Origin of the sequence: Cupriavidus sp. 2KB_3, from assembly GCF_052115685.1 — a bacterium.
Lineage (GTDB): Bacteria > Pseudomonadota > Gammaproteobacteria > Burkholderiales > Burkholderiaceae > Cupriavidus > Cupriavidus campinensis.
Genome location: NZ_JBFRHD010000023.1, coordinates 30,928 through 52,490, shown reverse-complemented (window position 1 = coordinate 52,490; position 21,563 = coordinate 30,928). Strand labels below are relative to the sequence as shown.

Below are 21,563 nucleotides of genomic sequence, written 5' to 3'. Positions count from 1 at the left end.
GCCGGGTTGCCTGCCAATACAGCTTTGGCCGCGCTCCGGATACAATCGCGCCATGTCCTGGATTCTTGCTGTCGAGACCTCCACCGAGTGGTGCTCCGTCGCACTGGGGCGCGCCGCCACCGACGGCGCCCTCGAGTGTTTCTCCCGCCATGAGCATACGGGCGCGCGGTCGTCTGCGCGCGTGCTGCCGGCCGTGGCCGAAGTGCTGGCCGAGGCCGGTATCACGCTGGCCGACTGTGCCGCCATCGCGTTTGGCGCCGGCCCCGGCTCGTTCACCGGCCTGCGTACCGCCTGCGGCGTGGCGCAAGGGCTCGCCTTCGGCGCCGATCTGCCCGTGATTCCCATCAATGTGCTGACGATGTGCGCCGAAAGCGTCCGATCCGGCACTTCGCCATTGCCAGCGGACACGCGCGTGCTGGTGGCGCTCGACGCCCGCATGGACGAGACCTATGCCGCCACGTTCCGCTGGGACGCTGCCGCGATGGAATGGTCGATGGAAGGCCCGGTGCAGGTGGGGCCGCCCGAAGCCGTGGCGCGGCCCGAGGGCGCGTTCTGGCTCGCCGGCAATGGCTCGGCCGTCTTTGGCGAGCGGCTCCAGGTGGCCGCGCAGGCCAGCCGCGTGATGCCCGAGGCCATGCCCGACGCCCGTGCGGCCGTGGCGATCGGCCTCCGCGCGCTGGCGCGCGGCGAGACCATCGACGCCGCCGATGCCATGCCGATCTATGTGCGCGACAAGGTCGCCCAGACCATCGTCGAGCGCGAGGCGATTGCCGCCGAGAAAGCCGCCAAGGCTGCGGAGGCCGCCAAGGCCGCGAATGCTGCAGAAGGGGAGGCCGCGTGAGCGCCGCGCTGCTGCCCGAGTCGCCCCAATGGCCGGCCGTGCCGGTCATGCCCGAGCTTGGCGATGGCTGGGCACTGGGCCGCATGACCGCGCTGGACCTGCACGCCGTGGCCGATATCGAGCAGCGCGCCTACAGCCATCCCTGGACGCGCGGCAATTTTGAGAATTCCCTGAAATCGGGCCATATCGGCCTGACGCTCCGTGATCCAGCCAATACGCTGGTCGGCTACGCCGTGCTGATGCCGGTGGTCGACGAAATGCATCTGCTCAATATCACCGTGGACCCGCGCCGGCAGCGGCAGGGCCATGGCCGGCTGCTGCTGGCCGTGGCGCTGGCCACCGCCCATGCCCACAACCTCGGCACGATGCTGCTGGAAGTGCGCCCGTCCAATGTGGGCGCGCTGGCGCTGTACGAGGAAGCCGGGTTTGCCGAGATCGGCCGCCGCAAGGGCTACTATCCGGCCACGGCCAACGGGCGCGAGGACGCGCTTGTGCTGCGCCGGACCTGGCACGATGGCAAGGAGTCCGCATGAATCGCCGCGCGCAGTTTCTCGAAGTGCTCGGTATCCCCGCGGAATGGGTGCCGCGCCGGTTGGCCGGGGCGCCGGTAGAGGCCGCAACCCTAGTCGAAGTCGAAGTCGATATCGAGGTCGCCACGGTAGCCGTGGCTGCAGTCGGCGCTGAAGCCGCAGCCGAAATCGAGGCGTCGCTACCCACCCCGACCGCCCCCCCGCGCGTCGTGATGGTCGAAGCCCTGTCCCCGGCGCCGCAACCCGCCGTGCAGGATGAGGCCGCTCTGGCCCGGGACGCCGCCATCGCCGCCATGGACTGGGCCGCGCTGGAGGCCGCCGTGGCCGAGTGCACCGCCTGCGGCCTGAGCGACACCCGCACCAATACGGTCCTCGGCGTGGGTGACCGCCGCGCCGAATGGATGCTCGTGGGCGAGGCCCCGGGCGAGAACGAAGACCTCCAGGGCGAGCCGTTCGTCGGGCAGGCCGGCAAGCTGCTCGACAACATGCTTGGCGCGCTGGGCCTGGCGCGCGACCGCAATGTCTTTATCGCCAATGTGCTGAAGTGCCGCCCGCCCGGCAACCGCAATCCGGAGCCGGAGGAGGTGGCGCACTGCGAGCCGTTCCTGCGCCGGCAGATCGCGCTGATCCGGCCGAAGGTGATCGTGGTGCTGGGGCGCTTCGCGGCGCAGTCGCTGCTGCGCTCCACCACGCCCATCGGCAAGCTGCGCGGCACCGTGCACCAGTACGAGGGGATTCCCGTGGTGGTGACCTATCACCCGGCTTACCTGCTGCGCACGCTGACCGACAAGGCGCGCGCATGGGAAGACCTGTGTCTGGCCCGCGAGGTACACGACCGTGCGGGAGCTGAAGCCTGATCCCGCGCAGGCCATCCGCCCGGGCGGGCCGGTAGCAGCCGGCGCCGACGGGCCCGCGCCCCTGTGGCGCACCGCCGCGTCCCAGCGCGTGCGCGATCTGGCGTGGTGCTCGCTCTCGCCGCCGCTGCTCTCGCACCTGCCGGCCGGCTACGGCGCTGGCGCCGCGCTTGCCCACTGGCCGCCCGGCGCGCAGGCCGCGTGGCAGCGCTGGCTGGAGCGCGCTGACCCCGCCACACTCCCCGAAACCATCGCCGAACTGAGCGGCCACCCGGACCCGACCGGCAGCCGCAGCCTGCGTCTGGGCCGTCATGCCGAGCGTCTGCTCCATTTCGCGTTGCATCGGGCCGACGGGATCGAACTCGTCGCCGCCAATGTGCCGATCCGGCGCGCCAATGGCCATGGCATCCAGACGCTGGGCGAACTGGACGTGATCTGGCGCGATCCGGCCAGCGCGCAGACCGTGCACTGGGAAATGGCGGCCAAGTTCTACCTGATGGTGGATGGGCAGCCGGGAACGCCGCCCGACCGCCGCAACTTCGTCGGCCCCAATCTCGTCGATCGGCTAGGAGACAAGCTCGACCACATCGTCAGTCGGCAGCTGCCGCTGGGTCGCGCCGCCGAAGCGCAGGCGGTGCTCACGCATCCCATCGACCGCAGCGAGGTCTACCTGCTCGGCTGGCTGTTCTATCACGATGGCCGCCTGCCGGCCGGGCTCGATGCGCTGGGCATCGCGCCCGATCACCTGCATGGCTGGTGGTCCACGCTGGACGACTGGGCCGCACGGGCACAGGCGCACCCGGCGGCAGCCACCACGCGCTGGTGCCGGCTGCCGCGCGCGGACTGGCTCTCGGGCGCGCGCGTGCCCGAGGCGCAGACCGAGTCCGCCGCCGCGTTGCACGCAGCGCTGGCGCAACGCTTTGCCGATCCGCACCAGGCGCATAGCTGGCGGCGCGAAGCCCCGGTGATGGTCTGCGAACTGGCGCCCGCCGGGCCCGAGCAGCCCGGCATCTGGCAGGAGCGCTCGCGCGGCTTCGTGGTGCCGCCGGGCTGGCAGGCACGCGCCGTCGAGCGCGCCACGATCGACAGATCCCCTCCCGCCGCCGGCTCTCGCTAATCCATTCCGGCCGCCGCACGGCATCGCGATACTTCCCTCACGCTGTATCGGAACGTTCGCCCTGGACGTTGCGACGATGGGGGATGGAAGATGCCGGACATCGAGAAAGTCAAGACGCTCCACTGGCTCACGGATCCCGAATGGTTCCGCAAGGCTGGGCTCGAAAAGGGCGTCGGTCATGACCGACAGCACCTCGGCGTCGTCCTGGCGGCGGGCGGCGAGTTGACCATCAGCCAGATCGACATGGATTTCATGGGCGAGCTGACGCTGCGCCTGCTCAACAGCGACGGCCGCACCGAGCGCGTGTTCGCTTTCGGCGAAATGCCCCTCACGATCACGGCGCCCGCCGCCTCGGTGCCATTCATCGATACGCCGTACCTCGGTGGCGGCACGCCGCCTACGGTCTGGTACACCTGCTCGCCGACCAGCAAGACGCTCCCGGTGCTCGAAGCCGGCGGTGCGGAATCCGCGTTTTTCGGGGCGTGGGACCAGCAGGCAGCCGAATTCGCGCTGATCCAGTCACGCTACGTGCGGATGCTGGTGCCCGAGGCCGACAAAGCCACGCTCAGGACCCTGCCGGGCGGCCTCGCCGCGCTGACTGCGTACTACGACAACGTGGTTTCCACGTACAACGCCTTGTGCGGCGTGGGGTTCGATCCCCAACTGGCGACGGATCTCAACATCCACAACCTGTTCTTTATCAAGGCCGACGCGGGGGGCAGCGGCGGCGCCTACTACAGCCCGCTGTGGGCCGCATCGACCGTGGCGTCCATGTCGGCCGACTGGTTCGACAACCTGCGCACCAACTGGACCCCGCTGGAAACGCTGGGCCATGCCTACCTCGGCACCTTCATGGCGGCCGGTTCGGTCAGCTTTCTTGAGGTCTGGAACAAGCTTTATGCCGCCAGCTGGCAGGACATCACGCTGGGTGCTGCGGTGCACACGGAAGGCTGGCTCTACCAGGACGAGGCGGCCCTGTTCAGTGGCGTGATGGGACGGATCGCGAGCGGTACGCCGCTGCAGGACTGGAGCCTGCGCGAGAAGCTCTATTTCCTGATGCTGCTCAAGTACAAGGCGGGCAACACAGCATTTGCCAGCTTCAACCGGCAATACCGGACCTATGCCAACGCGCTGCCGGTGCCGCCGATCGCGCCGCCCGTGATCGACATGATGGCCGAGGTCTATGCCAGCGAGGCTGCGGTCGATGTGGCGCCATTTATCGGCATGGTGGGCGCTTCCATTACGCCGATGCGGGAGCTGCTCAATATGTTCAGCGACGCGCGGGCGTCCTATCCGCTCTACGCGCTGGTCAGCGAGGCCAGCCTGGTCCAGGCGCAGGAGACGCTCCATGCCGCGTCGCCGCTGCAACTGGTGGACTCGGTGGAGCTGCACCGCACCGGCCTGCGCGGCAGCGTGACCGTGCAATTTGCCATCGACCAGTTCGTGCAGATCTACGACGAACCGATGCTCGTGATGGAGGGGCCGAGGGAGGTGGCCTCGGTACGCGTGGTCAACACCACGATGACGTTTGCCGACATGCCGGTCGGCGTGTACACGCTGCGTGCGCCCACCGGTAAAAATCGGAAATATTCGATCGATCCGTACTACCTGATCGTCAAGGAAGGGGCGAGCACGCATGCGCTGGCGTACGCCTACAAGCAGGGGTCTGCCATCGTCACGCAGACCTTCCTGCTGCTGGGCACGGACGACGGGCTGTATGGCTCGGTCCGCGTGGACGCGCCCACGCGCCGGATCACCGTGGACCTCATGAGCAATCCCAATGTCGAGTTCATGGACGCGGTCTACATCGCCATCTCGATCCGGACAGCCGGCGGCGAGTGGGTCTACCACAAGGAGTTCTACGGCAACAGCCCGACCGCGGAATACGTCGATGTGCCGTTCGAGATCGGCTATCGGATCGAGATCCGCCATGAGGAGCCGGCGCGGCTGCGCACGCTGCCACCTGCCCCGGGACTGATTCTCCCGCAGCCGAGCAACGAATTCCTGATCACGACGCACGGGCTCGAGAACATGATGGCGACGAACAACCCGGTGGCGGACCTGCTGACGCGCATCGCCGCGGGCGCGGGGCTGGTACGCGAGCACCCGCCGATTGCCGCGGCGCCCTATGCCACGGTCAAGGACGACATCTACCTGGCCGTGATGGCGCTGCCGGAGCCGGAGCGCGCCCAGGCGTTGGTGGAGTACGCCGACGTGATGTCCCTGCAGAACACCGCGCCGGGCACCAACATTGGCAATAGCTTCCTTGTTTCGCTGAAGGGCATCAGCAACTGGACGTTCTTCACCATGACGATCGATCTGGTCCGTCTCGAGGTGCGCTTCCAGATCAACAGCGGCTCGCCGCACAGCTACTTTTCGAATACCTACGGCTATGTCAGCTTTCGCGATGCGGACAGCCGGGAGCTGTTCTCCTATGACTTCATCGGCTCCGTTTCCTCGACCGCCATGGTCCGCACCTTCCCGCTGTCCCGCTACGGTGGCGAGCAGTACTACGCGTTCAAGGAGGAACTGGGGGCGCGCAATACCATCGAGAACAAGATGCAGGGCGTCACGTGGAGCGGGTTGGCCAGCATGACGCTGGATCTGCCCGGCAACGGCGTGGTGATGAACGCCGCGCCATCAGAAATTTCCGAGGTTCCCGCTGCGCGGGGCAACCTGTTCACGTGGACGCTGCTGGGCAGCGCGGATCAGCCGGTGGCCACGCTGAACCTGGACCTGGTGGTCAATGTGCTGAGGGTGACGCTGCACGCTACCGTGCCGAATCCCGGGGAGCCGGCGCTCTATATCAGTATCGCCGTGGTTAGCCGCTACGGCGATGCCGTCTATGACATCGCCATACCGGGGAACGTGACCGTGGCGGCCGATGCCCGGACCTTCCCGCTGCAAAAGGGCTATACGGTCACGGTCTTCCACCAGGACCCTACACGCTCCCGACTGGTCAACACGGAGACGCAGGCGCGGACCACCGTGGCGGCCACGGCGCGTTACCAGACCATGCCGCGTGGGCTGCGGGCGGTGGCGTGACGCGGCCCCGAGTCCGATTGCATCCTTCCCGAGGTATCCAAGATGGCCGAAATCCTACAGACGAAATCCGTGTACACGCTTCAGGATCCGGTATGGATTCGCAACGCGGGGCTGCCGAAGGGGCTCGATCACGACAAGCAGCCGCTCGGCATCATCCTGGCGCCCGGCACCACGATCCGGCTCCGGCAAATATCGCCCGGATTCGCCTCGCCGCTGAGGCTGGGATGCTTCGGCGACGGTACGGCCCCAGTGCAGTGGGCGACGGTGGGCAGCACCTGGGTCGATCTCACCTTGAACGCGACGCTCGTCCCGTTTGTTGTGACGCCTTATGAGGCGGGCACTCCGGTGATCGAATTCGGCTACCCGTCGACGAGCAAGGTGCTGCCGATCCATCGGGCGGGCAATTCCCAGGACGCATTCTTTGCCGTCTGGGACGCGCAAGATGCCGAATTCGGGCTGATCGAGGGCGACTATCTGCGCATGCTGGTGCCCGCGCGAGACAAGGCCGTGCTCCGGGCTTATCCAGGCGGTCTCAGTGCGCTGGGCGCGTACTACCAGGACTTGCTGACCTCCTTCAATGCCCTGATGGGGGTGTCGTTCCAGCCCGAGCGCCCCACCGATCTCAACGTCAGGAGCCGCTACTACCTGGCCGCCGACGATGTGGCGTCGGACACCCAACCTGCCTACTATGGCCTGCGGACGGCAGCCACCACGTCGGCGTCGGTCGAGCCGGTGTGGCTCGACAGGCTGCCGACCAGCTGGAACGCGCCCAATGTCATCGCCGGTGGCTATCAGCGCCACTTCTCCGACAACCGTATCGCCGATCCGAACTCCGTATGGGGCAATGTGTTTGCGGCCACCTGGCAGGACTTCATGATGGGCGCCGAGGTCTACACCGAAGGATGGCTCTACCAGGGCGCGCCGGCGCTCTTCGCGAGCGTGATGGCGCTGCTCCGCAGCGATACACCGTATGAATCCTGGGATGTCCGGGCCCAGGTCTATTTTGTGATGCTGCTGAAGTACAAGGCCGGCGATGCCGCGATCAGCCGCCTGAACCAGCAGGACCGGATCCATATGAATACGCCGCCCTTCCCGGCGATCCGGCCGGCCGGATTCGACGAATTGGCCGCCGCCTGCGCCGAACGGTGTGATGTGGACATTACGCCATTTCTCGGCCTGGCCGGCGCGCCGGTGACGCCGCTGCGCGCGATGCTCAATGTGTTCAGTCACGCCCGGGCCGTCTATCCGCTCTGCGAACTGGTGACGGCGGATACGCTGCCGGCGGTGCAATCCGCGCTGCATCTGGACTCGCCCCTGCGCCTGGTCGATACCGTGGAATTGCAGGGGTCCGGTATCACCGGCAGTCTTTCCCTGCGGTTCCTGATCGACGAATTCAAGCAGATCTACGGCGAGCCACTGGTGCTGATGGAAGGCGCGCGGGAGGTGCTCCGCATTCCGGTCCGCGCGCCGGAAATGATCCTGGACAACCTGCCGATTGGCGCATATACGATCCGGCCGCCTACGGGCAAGAACCGCAAATACCTGTTGGATGCCGACTATCTGGTTGTCAAGGAGGGGGCGGCCAGCCAGTCGTTGACGTATATCTTCAAGCGGGCCTCGGGCACGATCACCCAGACGCTGGTGCTGCTCAGTGCCTACGCCGAGGTGAGCGGCAGGATTTGCGTCGATTTCACCACCATGCAGGTGCGCATCGATGTCACGGCCCAGCCGCTGCACGCCGGCGTCACGGGGATCTACGCCGCGATCGGGGTGAAGAACGGCACGGGAGACACCGTCTATACGCGGGAGATCAACAACCAGGAGGCGGCGCCAGTTCACGACGCCGTACCCTTCGAGATCGGCCACCGGCTCGAGGTGTTCGTGACGTATGCCAACCTGCTGGCCGTGGAGCCCCCTACGCCTGGGTTGCTGCCTGAGCAACAAAGCCACGCGCTGACGATCACGGCGCTGGGGCTGCAGAACGCGGCGGCCAGCAATAATCCCGAAGCGGACCTGCTGGCGCGCATCGCCGCCGGGGCGACCATCGTGCGCGAGCACCTGCCGATGGCCCATGCGCCCTACGCGCAATTGAAGGACGACCTCTACCTGGCGGTCATGGCGCTGCCGACGGTGGCGCGCACCGCGGCGCGGCGCCAGTATATGGACGTGATGTCCACGTTCAACTTCGAGCCGGACGACTACGTCGGCAACCTTTTCACCCTCACGATGAAGGGCATGTACAACATGACATTCATCACCGTGACCATCGACTTGCATGCTCGGGAGGTCCGCTTTCGCATCGTTGGAACCGACCCCCATCCATCGTTTTCGAACACGTACGGTTATGTCAGTTTCAGCGATGTATACGGCAACGAAATCTTCTCGTATGACTTTATCGGCACACGAGTGGCGACGGCCATGAACGTGGTGTTTCCGCTTTCCCCGTACGGCGGTGAGCGGTATTACTCGTTCAAGGAGGAGGCGTCCGTCGGCCGTTACCCGATCGAAAACGTGATGCAGGGGCAGGTCACGTCCGGGCTGAAGAACATGATGGCCGAGGTGCTCCCCGATGGCCTCATCACGTATGCGTCGCCATCCGAAATTTCGGCGACGCCCACCGTACGCGGGAACATGTTCCTGTGGTCATTGCTCGACGCTTCCGGTGCCCCGGTGGCAACGCTGAACCTCAGCCTGGTCTTCAATACGCTGACCGTGACAGTGCCTGCCGGGACGCACGAAGCGGGGCTGCGCGTCAGCGTGCATGTGGAGGATAAGTATCAGCAGGTGGTCTATGACCTGGATGTCCAGGGGAGCGCGCCCGTGGCTCCCGCGATGACCACCTTTGCGTTGCAGAAGGGCTATACGGTCACGGTGCTCCACAATGACCCGTCCCGTTCCCAGCTGGTCAATACGGAAACCAATGCACGGACCACGGTCGGCGAGCTCGCGCGCTATCAGACCATGCCACGCGGCCTGAAGGCCATGCCAGCATGAAAAACGCCCCGCCGGCACAGGCCGGCGGGGCGTTTTCCTGCCCGCTCGCGGGTCAGTGGTGCTTGTCCTCGCCGATCATCGCCAGCGAGTTGTGCATCTTCACATTGTGCTTGTGCAGGCGCATGACCAGCAGCATGGTGGCCGAGATGAACAGGCCCAGCGCCACGATCACGAAGCCGATTGGCGCGTTCAGCTTGATGAGCAGGGCGTAGAGGCACAGCATCAGCAGAACGGAAACATTTTCATTGAAGTTCTGCACGGCGATCGAGTGCCCGGCGGACAGCAGCACGTGCCCGCGATGCTGGAGCAGGGCGTTCATCGGCACCACGAAGTAGCCCGACATCGCCCCGACGATCATCAGGAACACATAGGCGATGGCCATGTACAGCGGCATGGGATAGCCGAGCACGTTGAGCACCACGTCCGGCATGGCGTCCTTGGTGTAGAAGGCCATGATCATGACGGTGATGCCCATCGCCACGCCGAACGGCAGCACCGACAGCGAGCGCCGCAGCGGGATCCGGGCGGCGGCCATGATCGCGCCGACGGCCACGCCCACCGCCACCACGGCCTGGAGCAGGGCGCCCTGGGACAGGTTCAGCCCCAGCGACTTCTCCGCCCACTTGAGCACGATGAACTGCAAGGTGGCGCCCACGCCCCAGAACAGGGTGGTCACGGCCAGCGAGATCTGGCCCAGCTTGTCGCGCCACAGGGCGATGAAGCAGTCGCCGAACTCGGCAATCAGCTTCACCGGGTTCTTTTCCTGTTGCGGGTAGCGCGCGCCGGTTTCCGGGATGAACACGTTGAACACCGATGCCACGAAGTAGAAGAACATGATCACCACCATGGCCGCCTCGGCCGGGGTGTTGATGCCAGTGTCCACATAGGGGATGTCGAAGCGGAGCAGGATGTCCGAGATATGGACCGAGATCAGCGCGCCGCCCACCACGGTGCCGAGGATGATCGAGCCCACCGTGAGGCCCTCGATCCAGCCGTTGGCCATCACCAGCTTCTCGGGCGGCAGCAGCTCGGTCAGGATGCCGTACTTGGCCGGCGAGTAGGCGGCGGCGCCAAAGCCCACCACGCCGTAGGCCAGCAGCGGGTGCAGGCCGAACATCATGATCGCGCAGCCAACTATCTTGATGGCGTTGGTGATCAGCATGACCTTGCCCTTGGGCATGGAGTCCGCGAAGGCCCCCACGAAGGCCGCCAGCACCACATAGGACAGCACGAAGAACAGCTTCAGCAGCGGGGTCATCCACTGCGGGGAATGCAATTCGGTGAGAAGGGCGATGGCGGCGATGAGCAGCGCATTGTCGGCCAGCGACGAAAAAAACTGCGCGGCCATGATCGTGTAGAAACCCTTCTTCATACCTTCGACTTTGTCTCCATCGCGGACGCCCGGTGCGGCGGGCAGGGGCACGCCGACCGGCAACATCGCGGCTTGCAGGGAACCTGGCGCGACGGCCTTGTCAAAGTGGGGCGGTTGCGCAACTTTCGCGCGCCTTTCGGCTTGCCTGACCGTCATTGACATATTGCTTCTCTTTTAAAACATGGCCGGAGCGTCCGGCTTTATATCACGAAACCACGACATTTCAGCACTCCGGCGGACCCGCGTTTTGACAGGAACCCGCCCTGCGGATTCCCTGAGGTGGGCGCCGGTTGTGTTCAAATATCGCCTGCGCGATGTTGCCCCGCATGTGCCGGCCGCTCCGTATTCCAGCGCACTTTCGCGCCACGCGCGTGGCGGTGCCGGCACAGTGTATGCAACATCAACGCCCGATTGCAGCGGGTTGCCGTCCGGGTCTTCCCTGATCCGGTGCATGCCGGGACGCAACCTGCACCCATAGCCAGACCATGCCAAGACCCATACACGCAGTCATCCACCAGCCCGCGCTGGCCAACAACCTCGACGTGGTGCGCCGCTACGCGCCCCAGTCCCGCATCTGGGCGGTGGTCAAGGCCAACGCCTACGGCCACGGCATCCGGCGCGCCTTTGCAGGCATGCGCGGCACTGACGGCTTCGGCCTGCTCGACCTCAACGAGGCCGTGCTGCTGCGCGACCTCGGCTGGCAGGGCCCGATCCTGTTGCTAGAGGGATTCTTCCAACCGCAGGATGTTCCCCTGCTGGAGCAATATCGCCTCACCACGGCCATTCATTGCGACGAGCAGTTGCGCATGCTCGAGGTCGCCCGGCCCCGGGGGCCGCTGGCCATCCAGCTCAAGCTCAACACCGGCATGAACCGGCTCGGCTTCCGCCCGGACGCTTATCGGGCCGCCTGGGAGCGCGCGCGGGGGCTGTCCTGCGTGGGCAGTATCGTGCACATGACGCACTTCTCGGATGCCGACAGCGCGCGCGGCATCGCGCACCAGATCGAGGCGTTCGACACCGCCACGGCCAACCTGCCGGGCGAAGCCAGCCTGTCCAACTCGGCCGCCGTGCTCTGGCACCCGCAGGCGCACCGCGCCTGGGTGCGGCCGGGGGTGATCCTGTACGGCGCGTCGCCCACGGGCGTGGCGGCGGACATCGCCGATACCGGCCTCCAGCCGGCCATGTCGCTGCACAGCGAACTGATCGCCGTCCAGGACCTGCAGCCGGGCGATACGGTCGGCTATGGCTCGATGTTCACGGCGGACCGCCCGATGCGCATCGGCATCGTGGCCTGCGGCTATGCCGACGGCTACCCGCGCCACGCGGCGGGCTGGGGCGAGCGCCCCGCGCCGGTGCTGGTGGATGGCACGCGCACCACGCTGGTCGGCCGGGTGTCGATGGATATGGTCTGCGTGGACCTTACCCCCTGCCCGAAGGCCCGCGTCGGCTCGCCGGTCACGCTGTGGGGCCAGGGCCTGCCGATCGACGAGGTGGCGGCGGCCAGCGGCACGGTCGGCTACGAGTTGATGTGCGCGCTGGCGATGCGCGTGCCCTGCACGGTGGCCACGCTGACCACGGCCGACGCCACGGCCTGACCTTTCGCCTGACCCCAGCCCGACCCCAGCCCTGACCCTTTCCCGAACCAAGGACGCCGTTTGGCCAAGACCAAGACTGTCTATTCCTGCACCGAGTGCGGCGGTACCACGCCGCGCTGGGCCGGCCAGTGCCCGCAGTGCAACGCCTGGAACACGCTCGTGGAATCCGTGGCGGATTCCGGTTCCAGCGCCGCGCGGCGCTTCCAGCCGCTGGCCAACTCGGCCGTGGTGCGCAAGCTGTCCGAGATCGATGCGGCCGATGTGCCGCGCTTCACCACCGGCATCGACGAGTTCGACCGCGTGCTCGGCGGCGGGCTGGTCTCGGGCGGCGTGGTGCTGATCGGCGGCGACCCCGGCATCGGCAAGTCCACGCTGCTGCTCCAGACGCTGGCCAACCTGGCCGGCCAGCGCCGCGTGCTCTATGTCAGCGGCGAGGAGTCCGGCGCCCAGATCGCACTGCGTGCCCAGCGGCTGGGCGTGGATGCCCCGGCGCTGGGCCTGCTGCCCGAGATCCAGCTGGAGAAGATCCAGGCCACGCTGGAGGCCGAACAGCCCGAAGTGGCCGTGATCGACTCGATCCAGACCCTGTATTCGGAGGCGCTGACCTCGGCGCCTGGCTCGGTGGCGCAGGTGCGCGAGTGCGCGGCGCAGCTGACGCGCATCGCCAAGAGCACCGGCATCACCATCATCCTGGTCGGCCATGTGACCAAGGAAGGCAGCCTGGCCGGGCCGCGCGTGCTCGAACACATCGTCGATACGGTGCTGTATTTCGAAGGGGATACCCATTCGTCGCACCGGCTGATCCGCGCGTTCAAGAACCGCTTCGGGGCGGTGAACGAACTCGGCGTTTTCGCGATGACCGAGCGCGGCTTGCGCGGCATCAGCAACCCGTCGGCGCTGTTCCTCTCGCAGCACGAGGAATCGGTGGCGGGTTCGTGCGTGCTGGTTACGCAGGAGGGCACCCGGCCGCTGCTGGTGGAGGTGCAGGCGCTGGTCGATACCGCCAACGTGCCCAATCCGCGCCGGCTGGCGGTGGGGCTGGAGCAGAACCGGCTGGCGATGCTGCTGGCGGTGCTGCACCGGCACGCGGGCATTGCGTGCTTCGACCAGGACGTGTTCCTGAACGCCGTGGGTGGGGTCAAGATCACCGAACCGGCCGCCGATCTGGCGGTGCTGCTGTCGATCCATTCGTCGATGCGCAACAAGCCGCTGCCGCGCGGGCTGGTGGTGTTTGGCGAAGTGGGGCTGGCGGGCGAGATCCGCCCCAGCCCGCGCGGGCAGGAGCGGCTCAAGGAGGCCGCCAAGCTCGGCTTCACGATGGCGGTGATCCCCAAGGCAAACGCGCCGAAGCAGAAGATCGAGGGCATCGAGGTGATCGCCGTGGACCGCCTCGAACAAGCCATCGACCGCGTGCGGCACCTGGACTGACGGATAACGGGGGGAGCATGGCGGACGCAACGGACACCCTCGACGGCGGCGCCAGCCTGGCCAAGGCCAAGCGCTCGCAGGCCGCCTATCAGGCGCTGCGCGACGACATCTTCGCATTCCGCCTGCTGCCGGGAGACCGCTTTACCGAGAACGACGTGGCGGAGCGGCTGGGCATCTCCCGCACGCCGGTGCGCGAGGCGCTGCACCGGCTGCAGGGCGACGGGCTGGTGCGCGGCTACTACCGCAACGGCTGGGAAGTGGTGCCGCTGGACCTGGCCCGCTTCGAGGCGCTCTACGAACTGCGTACCCTGCTGGAGACCCACGCCGTGACGCGGCTGTGCCGGCCCGAGGCTCCGCACCGGGCGGCCCTGGCGGCGCTGGTGCGGCAGCTTGGTGCGATCTGGCGCGTGCCCGTCACCCAGCGCCTTGCCGATGGCAACGCCGTGGCGCAACTGGACGAGGCCTTCCACCTCGCCCTCGTCGAGGCGGCCGGCAATCCAGAGTCGGCGGCGGTACACCAGCAGGTGACTGACCGCATTCGCATCATCCGCCGGCTCGACTTCGCCTTCGGCACGCGGATTTCGCTGACTTACGACGAACATTCGGCCATTCTCGATGCCCTGGAAGCTGCCGATGGCGCCCGCGCCGTGGCGCTGCTCTCCACGCATATCGAAGATGGCCGCGCCGAAGTGAGCCGGCTCACCACCGAGCGGCTCGAACAAGCCCGCACCAGCCTTGTGCGCCCCGCGCCGGCCCGGACCCCGAACGCACCCGTCCGGCGCAGGCGCTTCGGCTGATTCCCGCCTTTCCTATTCCGCTTTCCACGTGAGCATTTACCCGCCAGCCCCGTGCTGACGCGGGCTTGAGACGTTTCTTATTAGGCGAGCGTGCCCGGGCGCACGTGGTGGCACGCCTATTGCGATCCTTCTGCGCAGGAAATTTATGTATACATAAATCGCAGGAGTCGCGGAGCGTGGCATTTCATCTCAATCCGATCCGGGGAAGCCGGGGCATGGCCGTGGCGCCGCACGCGCTGGCGTCGCAGAGCGCGCTGGCCGTGCTGCGCGAGGGCGGCAACGCTGTCGAGGCGATGGTCGCGGCCGCCGCCACCATCGCCGTGGTCTATCCCCATATGAATAGCATCGGCGGCGACAGCTTCTGGCTGGTCTCCCGGCCCGGCGAGGCGCCGCGCGCGCTCGACGCCTGCGGCGCGGTGGCGGGCGATGCCACCATCGCGCGCTATCGGGAGGCCGGCTTCCAGGCCATTCCCACGCGTGGCGGCATGGCGGCCAACACCGTGGCTGGCACGGTGTCCGGCTGGCAGGCGGCGCTGGCCTGGTCGCGCGACGCGCTGGGCGGGCGCCTGCCGCTCTCGCGGCTGCTGGCCGATGCCATTGACTATGCCCGCGTGGGCGTGCCGGTCACGCAGAGCCAGTCCGCCTGCGTGGCCGCCAAGGCCGCCGAGCTGGCCGATGTGCCGGGCTTCGCCGAGACTTTTCTGATCGACGGACGCGCCCCGGCGGCGGGCACGCGCTTCCGCCATCCGCGCCTGGCCGCCACGCTGGAGCAGCTGGCGCGGGCCGGGCTCGATGACTTCTATCAGGGCGACCTGGCCCGGATGCTGGCCCGCGAACTCGGCAACGCGGGCAGCCCGCTGACCCTGGTCGACCTGCGCGCGCACCGCGCCACGTGGAAGGCGCCGCTGGCGCTGGCCCATTCGCACGGCACGGTCTACAACATGCCGCCGCCCACGCAGGGGCTGGTGTCGCTGCTGATCCTGGGTCAGCTGGACCGCCTGCTGGAGGCGGGCATGGACCCGCTCGGCCCGGACTTCGTCCATGCCTGCGTGGAGGCCACCAAGCAGGCGTTTCACGTGCGCGACCGCCATATCACCGATCCCGCCTATATGGAGATCGATCCACAAGACCTGCTGGCGCCGCCGTGGCTTGACGCCGCCGCCGCGCGCATCCGCCCGGACGCGGTGCTGCCGTGGGGGCAGGGCATGGGGCCGGCGGACACGGTCTGGATGGGCGTGATCGACGGTAGCGGCGTGGCCGTGAGCTTTATCCAGAGCATCTATCACGAGTTCGGCAGCGGCATCGTGCTGCCCGGCACCGGCGTGAACTGGCAGAACCGGGGATGCAGCTTTTCGCTCGATCCGGCCGCGCGCAACCCGCTGATGCCGGGGCGCAAGCCGTTCCACACGCTGAACCCGGCCATGGCGCGCCTGAACGATGGCCGCACGCTGGTCTACGGGAACATGGGCGGCGACGGCCAGCCGCAGTCGCAGAGTGCGGTGTTCTCGCGGATCGTCCATTTCGGCATGAACCTGCAGGCCGCCATCGACGCGCCACGCTGGCTGCTCGGCCGCACCTGGGGCCAGACCAGCGACACCCTCAAGCTCGAATCGCGCTTCCCCGACGCCACGCAACAGGCGCTGCACCGCCTGGGCCATGACGTGGAGGTGCTGGGGCCGTATGACGAAACCATGGGCCACGCCGGCGCCATCGTGCTGCAGGCCGATGGCCTCTACCAGGGCGGCAGCGATCCGCGCAGCGATGGCGGGGTGGCGGGCTGGTAGAGCCGTAGTCGAATTTTCCTGAGTTCCAACCTGCGCGAGCCCGCCATGACGACGATGACGAAAGCGTGGCCGCGTGTCTTCCTCGAAGTTCCTGTCTCAAGGAGTGGTGCAAATGCGTACCGTTGCTGATAACGCGGCCCTCGGCGTGCCGCAGGCCATGCCGCTGGCGCGCACGCGCTGGCTGCAACTGTTGCTGGGGCTCGTCTGCATGATGGCGATTTCCAGCCCGCAGTATGTCTGGACCCTGTTTACCAAGCCGCTGGCGGCCAAGCTGGGGGTGCCGCTCTCGGAATTGCAGGTCACGTTCTCGCTGCTGATCGTGCTGCAGACATTCTTCTCGCCGTTCCAGGGCGCGATGATCGAGCGCTTCGGGCCGCGCCGGCTGATCGCGGCCGGCACGGTGCTGGCCGGGCTGTCGTGGGTGCTGGCCGCCTCGGCCCAGAGCGTGGGCATGCTGTACCTGACCTATGGCGTGGTCGGCGGCCTGGGCACCGGCATCGTCTATGTCGGCGTGGTGGGGCAGATGGTGCGCTGGTTCCCGGATCGACGCGGGTTTGCCGTCGGCATGGTCGCGGCAGGCTACGGCATGGGCGCCATCGTCACCACGTTCCCGATCGCGTCGGCGCTGGCCGGCAAGGGGCTGGAGACCACGCTGTGGCAGTTCGGCCTGATCTTCGCCGTGATCGGCTTCGTGGCCTCGCAGGGGCTGCGCGCCCCGGCGCCGGGCGAGCAGCTGCCGGTGCGCGCGTCGTACACGCCCTCCAACGTGGCGGACGTGCCGACGCGCCAGATGCTCAAGATGCCGCTGTTCTGGCTGCTGTTCCTGATGATGACGATGATGTCCACCTCGGGGCTGATGGTCACCTCGCAGATGGCCGCCTTCGCCAAGGACTTTGGCGTGTCCAACGCGGTGGTCTTCGGCATGGCCGCGCTGCCGCTGGCGCTGACCATCGACCGGCTCACCAACGGGCTGACGCGGCCGATGTTCGGCTGGATTTCCGACCGCTGGGGGCGTGAAAATACGATGTGCTTCGCCTTCGCGCTGGAGGCCGTGGCGATGACGCTGTGGCTGCTCACGCGCGAGAACGCGGTGCTGTTCGTGCTGCTCTCGGGCGTCGTGTTCCTGGGCTGGGGCGAGATTTTCTCGCTGTTCCCGTCCACGCTGACCGATACCTTCGGCACCAAATTCGCCACCACCAACTATGGCTGGCTCTATATCTCGCAGGGTATCGGCTCGATCTTCGGCGGCCCGCTGGCGGCGCTGATGCACGAGCGCATGGGCAGCTGGATGCCGGTGTTCGGCGTGGCCATCACGCTGGACGTCATCACGGCGGCGCTGGCCATCGCGGTGCTCAAGCCGTGGCGCCGGCGGTATCTGGAGGGGGCTTCGGCAGCCTCGGCGGCGTGACTGCGGGCGCTGCGGCAATCCGCCGCGGCGGGTTGACGTGGGATTGACGGGGCACTGGCAACGGCGGACGGAAAATGGGTAATAATTCGGCTCGAAGCCTCTTCCGTCCCGGACCCCCCATGCAAGCCAATTCCCGTGCCTACTTCCTGCTGATCGCCGTGCTCTCGTTCGCGATGCTCGGCGCCGCGCTCTACTTCCAGTATGTGGAGGGCTACCAGCCGTGCCCGCTCTGCATCATGCAGCGCTTCGCCTTTGTCGGCATCGGCTTGTTCTCCCTGCTGGCGGCGCTGGCCCAGAACACGCGCACGCTGTGGCAGGGGCTGGGCATGCTGTCGGGCGTAGCCGGGATCGCGGTGGCGGGGTATCACGTCTCGCTGCTGCTGAACCCGAAGTCCTCGTGCGGCATCGATCCGCTGGAAAACTGGGTCAACCAACTGCCCACCGCGCGCCTGCTGCCCCAGGTGTTCTTCTCGGACGGCCTGTGCACCGCGCCGCTGCCCCCGCTGTTCGGCATCTCGATCCCCGGCTGGTCACTGATCTGGCTGGTGATCCTGACGCTGACGCTCGCGGTGGGGCTGATCCGGCGGGAGAAGAATTACCGGTGAGACGCCGGTGAGATCGAGGAAAAACGCCACCCGAGGGTGGCGTTCTTATTGGCGGGCGTCAGGTCAGGGGCCAGAACCATATTGTCGTGGCATCCCAGAAGCAAGTTGAGCCACATGCCTGATAGGCGCCGGTAACGATATCGATGTGGCCGCCCCGACCGCTCATGTAATCCGGAATATTCCAGAACGCTATAACGCCTCGCCGGCTTCCTATTGAACGCAAGGCGTCATCGCGCGGGAATATTTCTGGCGGCCCCAGGTATTGGCGTTCGGCTAGCATTCTTGCCAGTTTTGCCTGGCCAGGCTCAATGAGCTTCCCCTTGTACTTGCCTTTCTTGATGGCAATCCTGCCGTTAAGGGTGAAGCCACATTTGATGAGTGCCAGACTTACGCGGATGGCGCAGGTATTGTTGTATTCGGGTTTGGGGATAAGGTCTTCCCAGCCGATTTCTGCGAAAAGCTGCTCCTTTATGACAGTCTTTCTGCTTTGATAGTTGGATTGCACGGCCATGAACGCTGGTTTCATCGCGCATTCCTGCTAACTGGGCAGGGGAATTTTCGCTTGAGCGCGCTAGTGACAAGCGGCGCAGCGTTGCCCCGCCGGTGCTCCGGGCGAACATCCCTGATTTCGCCAACAACATACGAGTCGATTTCGCCGCGCTGCACCTTGCCAGTGTTACACCAGGCTTGTCCCTCCCCTGCATCGGCGGCGCCGGCGAGATAGCCGTCAAGATACGATTGATCCCGTAGCGTAAATAACTCAGTTCCAGTTTTGCCGTAGCGCTCCACCAACTGTTCGCCGGTCAGGCGTGGCGGAATCGGGCCGGCTGCCAAACAGGTGATGGCAGACCAGGACAGTACGGCGAAGAGAGAGATCTTCCGCATGAGCTTCCTTTCGATGTTCCGAATCCGGGATGGAAACGGTCGTCGAAGGGTGTCGCGATGGGGAAGACCGGAAGCTGACAGGGATCAAGCCGGGACCAATATCGCCAGTTTCCGAGTCTTCACGCGATCTGTTCGATCTGTTCCTGCAGTTCCAGCCAGCGCTCCTCCAGCTGTTCCAGTTCGCTGGTGACTTCGCCCTGGCGCTTCAGCATTTCCATCAGCCTGGCCTTGTTGGCTTCGGCGTAGCTGGTCTCGTCGGCCATGAAGGCGTCGATGGCGGTCTTGTCGGTCTGGAGCGCGGCCATGCGCTTTTCGACTTTTTCCAGTTCCTTGGTCAGCGGCTTGCGCAGGACGGAGAGGCGCTGGCGCTCGTCGGCTTCGGCGCGGCGCTGGTCCTTGCGGTTGACGTTGGCGCCGGCGTCCGCCGCGGCCTCGGAAGCGTGCACCGCCGTGGCGGCGTTGCGCTTGGCGGCGGCCTGCTGGAGCAGCCAGTCGCGGTAGTCGTCCAGGTCGCCGTCGAACGGGCGGATGGTGCCGTCCGCCACCAGCATGAACTGATCGGAGGTGGCGCGCAGCAGGTGCCGGTCGTGGGAGACCAGGATCAGCGTGCCTTCGAACTGGGCCAGCGCCATGGTCAGGGCCTCGCGGGTGTCGAGGTCCAGGTGGTTGGTCGGCTCGTCCAGCAGCAGGAAGTTGGGCTTCTGCCACACGATCAGCGACAGGGCCAGCCGGGCCTTTTCGCCGCCCGAGAAGGGTTCGATCGGCGCGGTGGCCATGTCGCCCCGGAAGTTGAAGCTGCCCAGGAAGTCGCGCAATTCCTGCTCGCGCACGTCCGGCGCCAGCCGCGCCAGATGCTGGAGCGGGGAATCATGGTCGCGCAGCGTTTCCAGCTGATGCTGGGCGAAATAGCCGATCACCAGCCCCTTGGCCAGCCGCAGCGTGCCGTTCATCGGCGCCTGCGTGCCGGCCAGCGTCTTGACCAGCGTGGACTTGCCCTGGCCGTTGGCGCCAAGCAGGCCGATGCGCTGCCCGTTCTGGATCGACATCGCCAGGTTGTGGAGGATGGTCACGGGCGGCTCGGCCTCGGCGTAGCCGCAATCCACCCCTTCGAGCACCATCATCGGGTTCGGCGCCGAATCGGGTTCGCGGAACTCGAAGGCGAAGCCGGCTGCCACGTGCACCGGCGCCAGCCGCTCCATCTTCTCGAGCGCCTTGACGCGGCTCTGCGCCTGGCGCGCCTTGGTGGCCTTGGCCTTGAAGCGGTTGATGAACGATTCCAGATGCGCGATTTCCTTCTGCTGGCGCGCATAGGCCGACGACTGCAGCGCCATCTGCTGGAGCCGCAGGGTCTCGAACTGCGTGTAATTGCCGCCATAACGGCGCAATTCCTGGTTCTCGATATGGACGGTGACGTTGCAGATCGCGTCGAGGAACTCGCGATCGTGGGAAATCATCACCAGCGTGCCCGGGTAGCGCGCCAGCCAGTCTTCCAGCCAGACGATGGCGTCGAGGTCCAGGTGGTTGGTCGGTTCGTCGAGCAGCAGCAGGTCGGACGGGCACATCAGTGCCTGGGCCAGGTTCAGGCGCATGCGCCAGCCGCCCGAGAACGACGCCACGGGCTGCGACACCTGCGGCAGCGTGAAGCCCAGCCCCAGCAGCAGGGCTTCGGCGCGGGCCGGCGCGGTGTAGCCGTCGGCATCGGCGAAGGCGGCGTGGGCCTCGCCCTCGGCGCTGCCATCGCCGCTGGCCTGGGCGGCGGCGATGCGCGCTTCGATCTCGCGCAACCTGGTGTCGCCATCGATCACATAGTCCACAGCCGAGCGGTCTACCGCCGGGGTTTCCTGCGCCACGTGCGCGATACGCCACTGCGCCGGCACGAAGACATCGCCACCATCCGGGTGCAACTCGCCCCGCAGCATGGCGAACAGCGTGGACTTGCCGCTGCCGTTGGCGCCGACAAGGCCGACGCGCTCGCCCGGGTTGAGCGTCACGCTGGTGTGGTCGAACAGCACCTTGGTGCCGCGCTGGAGGACTAGCTGGTCGATTCGGATCACGAGGACTGGGAGATAAGGCGGAGGACGCGCCCGGAGGCGGGCAGGCCGGCATTGTAGCGCGCCCGGTGGCCGGTCTCGCTGGCGCCGGCCGGCCCCGCGGCCCATGTCCGTATCCATGTATTCAGGGATTTCCCCTAATTCGTCACTTCCCAGTTCTCCTGGTACGGGGTTTGCGTGTAAATTTATTTACATAGACCGCCGCACCGGGAAAGTGCCTTTTCATCAAGGGGCTTTCCGGGATGGTGCGCGCGGCG

General features: G+C 66.7%; 16 protein-coding genes. 12 read left to right on the top strand and 4 right to left on the bottom strand.

What is annotated here, in order from left to right; translation table 11 throughout:
* The first annotated feature begins 52 nt into the window (after positions 1-52).
* The 6 genes from tsaB to AB4120_RS22635 all read left to right on the top strand — a co-directional run bounded on the left by tsaB (position 53) and on the right by AB4120_RS22635 (position 9,381).
* Complete coding sequence (tsaB, locus tag AB4120_RS22660) at positions 53-841, top strand: tRNA (adenosine(37)-N6)-threonylcarbamoyltransferase complex dimerization subunit type 1 TsaB (protein ID WP_149135802.1); 789 nt, start codon at positions 53-55, stop codon at positions 839-841.
* Positions 838-1,374 carry a ribosomal protein S18-alanine N-acetyltransferase gene (gene rimI, locus AB4120_RS22655; RefSeq protein WP_392388484.1) on the top strand — a complete coding sequence of 179 codons (537 nt, stop codon included), beginning with the start codon at positions 838-840 and terminating at the stop codon, positions 1,372-1,374. The genes tsaB and rimI overlap by 4 nt, the downstream gene beginning before the upstream one ends.
* Complete coding sequence (locus AB4120_RS22650) at positions 1,371-2,228, top strand: uracil-DNA glycosylase (protein WP_441642876.1); 858 nt, start codon at positions 1,371-1,373, stop codon at positions 2,226-2,228. Before rimI ends, AB4120_RS22650 begins: the two co-directional genes overlap by 4 nt.
* Positions 2,209-3,342, top strand: coding sequence for a DUF1853 family protein (locus AB4120_RS22645; RefSeq protein WP_149135803.1), 1,134 nt, complete (start codon positions 2,209-2,211; stop codon positions 3,340-3,342). The genes AB4120_RS22650 and AB4120_RS22645 overlap by 20 nt, the downstream gene beginning before the upstream one ends.
* A 90-nt stretch (positions 3,343-3,432) precedes the next feature.
* A complete protein-coding gene (locus AB4120_RS22640) occupies positions 3,433-6,387 on the top strand; it encodes a putative mucin/carbohydrate-binding domain-containing protein (protein WP_441642875.1) in 2,955 nt (984 codons plus the stop codon).
* Between the two features lie 42 nt (positions 6,388-6,429).
* Positions 6,430-9,381, top strand: coding sequence for a putative mucin/carbohydrate-binding domain-containing protein (locus tag AB4120_RS22635; protein ID WP_441642874.1), 2,952 nt, complete (start codon positions 6,430-6,432; stop codon positions 9,379-9,381).
* Positions 9,382-9,433: 52 nt separating this feature from the next.
* Here AB4120_RS22635 and lplT read toward each other — a convergent pair whose 3' ends face one another.
* Positions 9,434-10,753: a lysophospholipid transporter LplT gene (gene lplT / locus AB4120_RS22630; RefSeq protein WP_441642873.1), complete on the bottom strand. Its 1,320-nt coding sequence runs from the start codon at positions 10,751-10,753 to the stop codon at positions 9,434-9,436.
* Positions 10,754-11,238: 485 nt separating this feature from the next.
* Between lplT and alr the strand changes: the two genes are divergently transcribed.
* The 6 genes from alr to AB4120_RS22600 all read left to right on the top strand — a co-directional run bounded on the left by alr (position 11,239) and on the right by AB4120_RS22600 (position 18,370).
* Complete coding sequence (gene alr, locus AB4120_RS22625; protein WP_441642872.1) at positions 11,239-12,348, top strand: alanine racemase; 1,110 nt, start codon at positions 11,239-11,241, stop codon at positions 12,346-12,348.
* A gap of 60 nt (positions 12,349-12,408) precedes the next feature.
* Positions 12,409-13,776, top strand: coding sequence for a DNA repair protein RadA (gene radA, locus AB4120_RS22620; protein ID WP_144200592.1), 1,368 nt, complete (start codon positions 12,409-12,411; stop codon positions 13,774-13,776).
* A 17-nt stretch (positions 13,777-13,793) separates the two neighbouring features.
* Positions 13,794-14,573 (top strand): GntR family transcriptional regulator, encoded by a 780-nt coding sequence (locus tag AB4120_RS22615; protein WP_441642871.1) that lies wholly within the window; start codon positions 13,794-13,796, stop codon positions 14,571-14,573.
* A 215-nt stretch (positions 14,574-14,788) separates the two neighbouring features.
* Positions 14,789-16,357, top strand: coding sequence for a gamma-glutamyltransferase family protein (locus AB4120_RS22610; protein WP_441642895.1), 1,569 nt, complete (start codon positions 14,789-14,791; stop codon positions 16,355-16,357).
* 112 nt (positions 16,358-16,469) lie between these two features.
* Entirely contained in the window at positions 16,470-17,765 is a 1,296-nt protein-coding gene (oxlT, locus tag AB4120_RS22605) for an oxalate/formate MFS antiporter (protein ID WP_441642870.1), read from the top strand.
* A gap of 119 nt (positions 17,766-17,884) precedes the next feature.
* Positions 17,885-18,370: a disulfide bond formation protein B gene (locus tag AB4120_RS22600; RefSeq protein ID WP_149135809.1), complete on the top strand. Its 486-nt coding sequence runs from the start codon at positions 17,885-17,887 to the stop codon at positions 18,368-18,370.
* Between the two features lie 58 nt (positions 18,371-18,428).
* Here the strand turns inward: AB4120_RS22600 and AB4120_RS22595 are convergent, their stop codons facing one another.
* The 3 genes from AB4120_RS22595 to AB4120_RS22585 all read right to left on the bottom strand — a co-directional run bounded on the left by AB4120_RS22595 (position 18,429) and on the right by AB4120_RS22585 (position 21,309).
* Positions 18,429-18,896 (bottom strand): T6SS effector amidase Tae4 family protein, encoded by a 468-nt coding sequence (locus AB4120_RS22595; protein WP_441642869.1) that lies wholly within the window; start codon positions 18,894-18,896, stop codon positions 18,429-18,431.
* Positions 18,893-19,255 (bottom strand): Rap1a/Tai family immunity protein, encoded by a 363-nt coding sequence (locus AB4120_RS22590; protein ID WP_149135811.1) that lies wholly within the window; start codon positions 19,253-19,255, stop codon positions 18,893-18,895. The genes AB4120_RS22595 and AB4120_RS22590 overlap by 4 nt, the downstream gene beginning before the upstream one ends.
* Before the next feature lie 119 nt (positions 19,256-19,374).
* Complete coding sequence (locus AB4120_RS22585; RefSeq protein WP_441642868.1) at positions 19,375-21,309, bottom strand: ATP-binding cassette domain-containing protein; 1,935 nt, start codon at positions 21,307-21,309, stop codon at positions 19,375-19,377.
* Between the last annotated feature and the right edge of the window lie 254 nt (positions 21,310-21,563).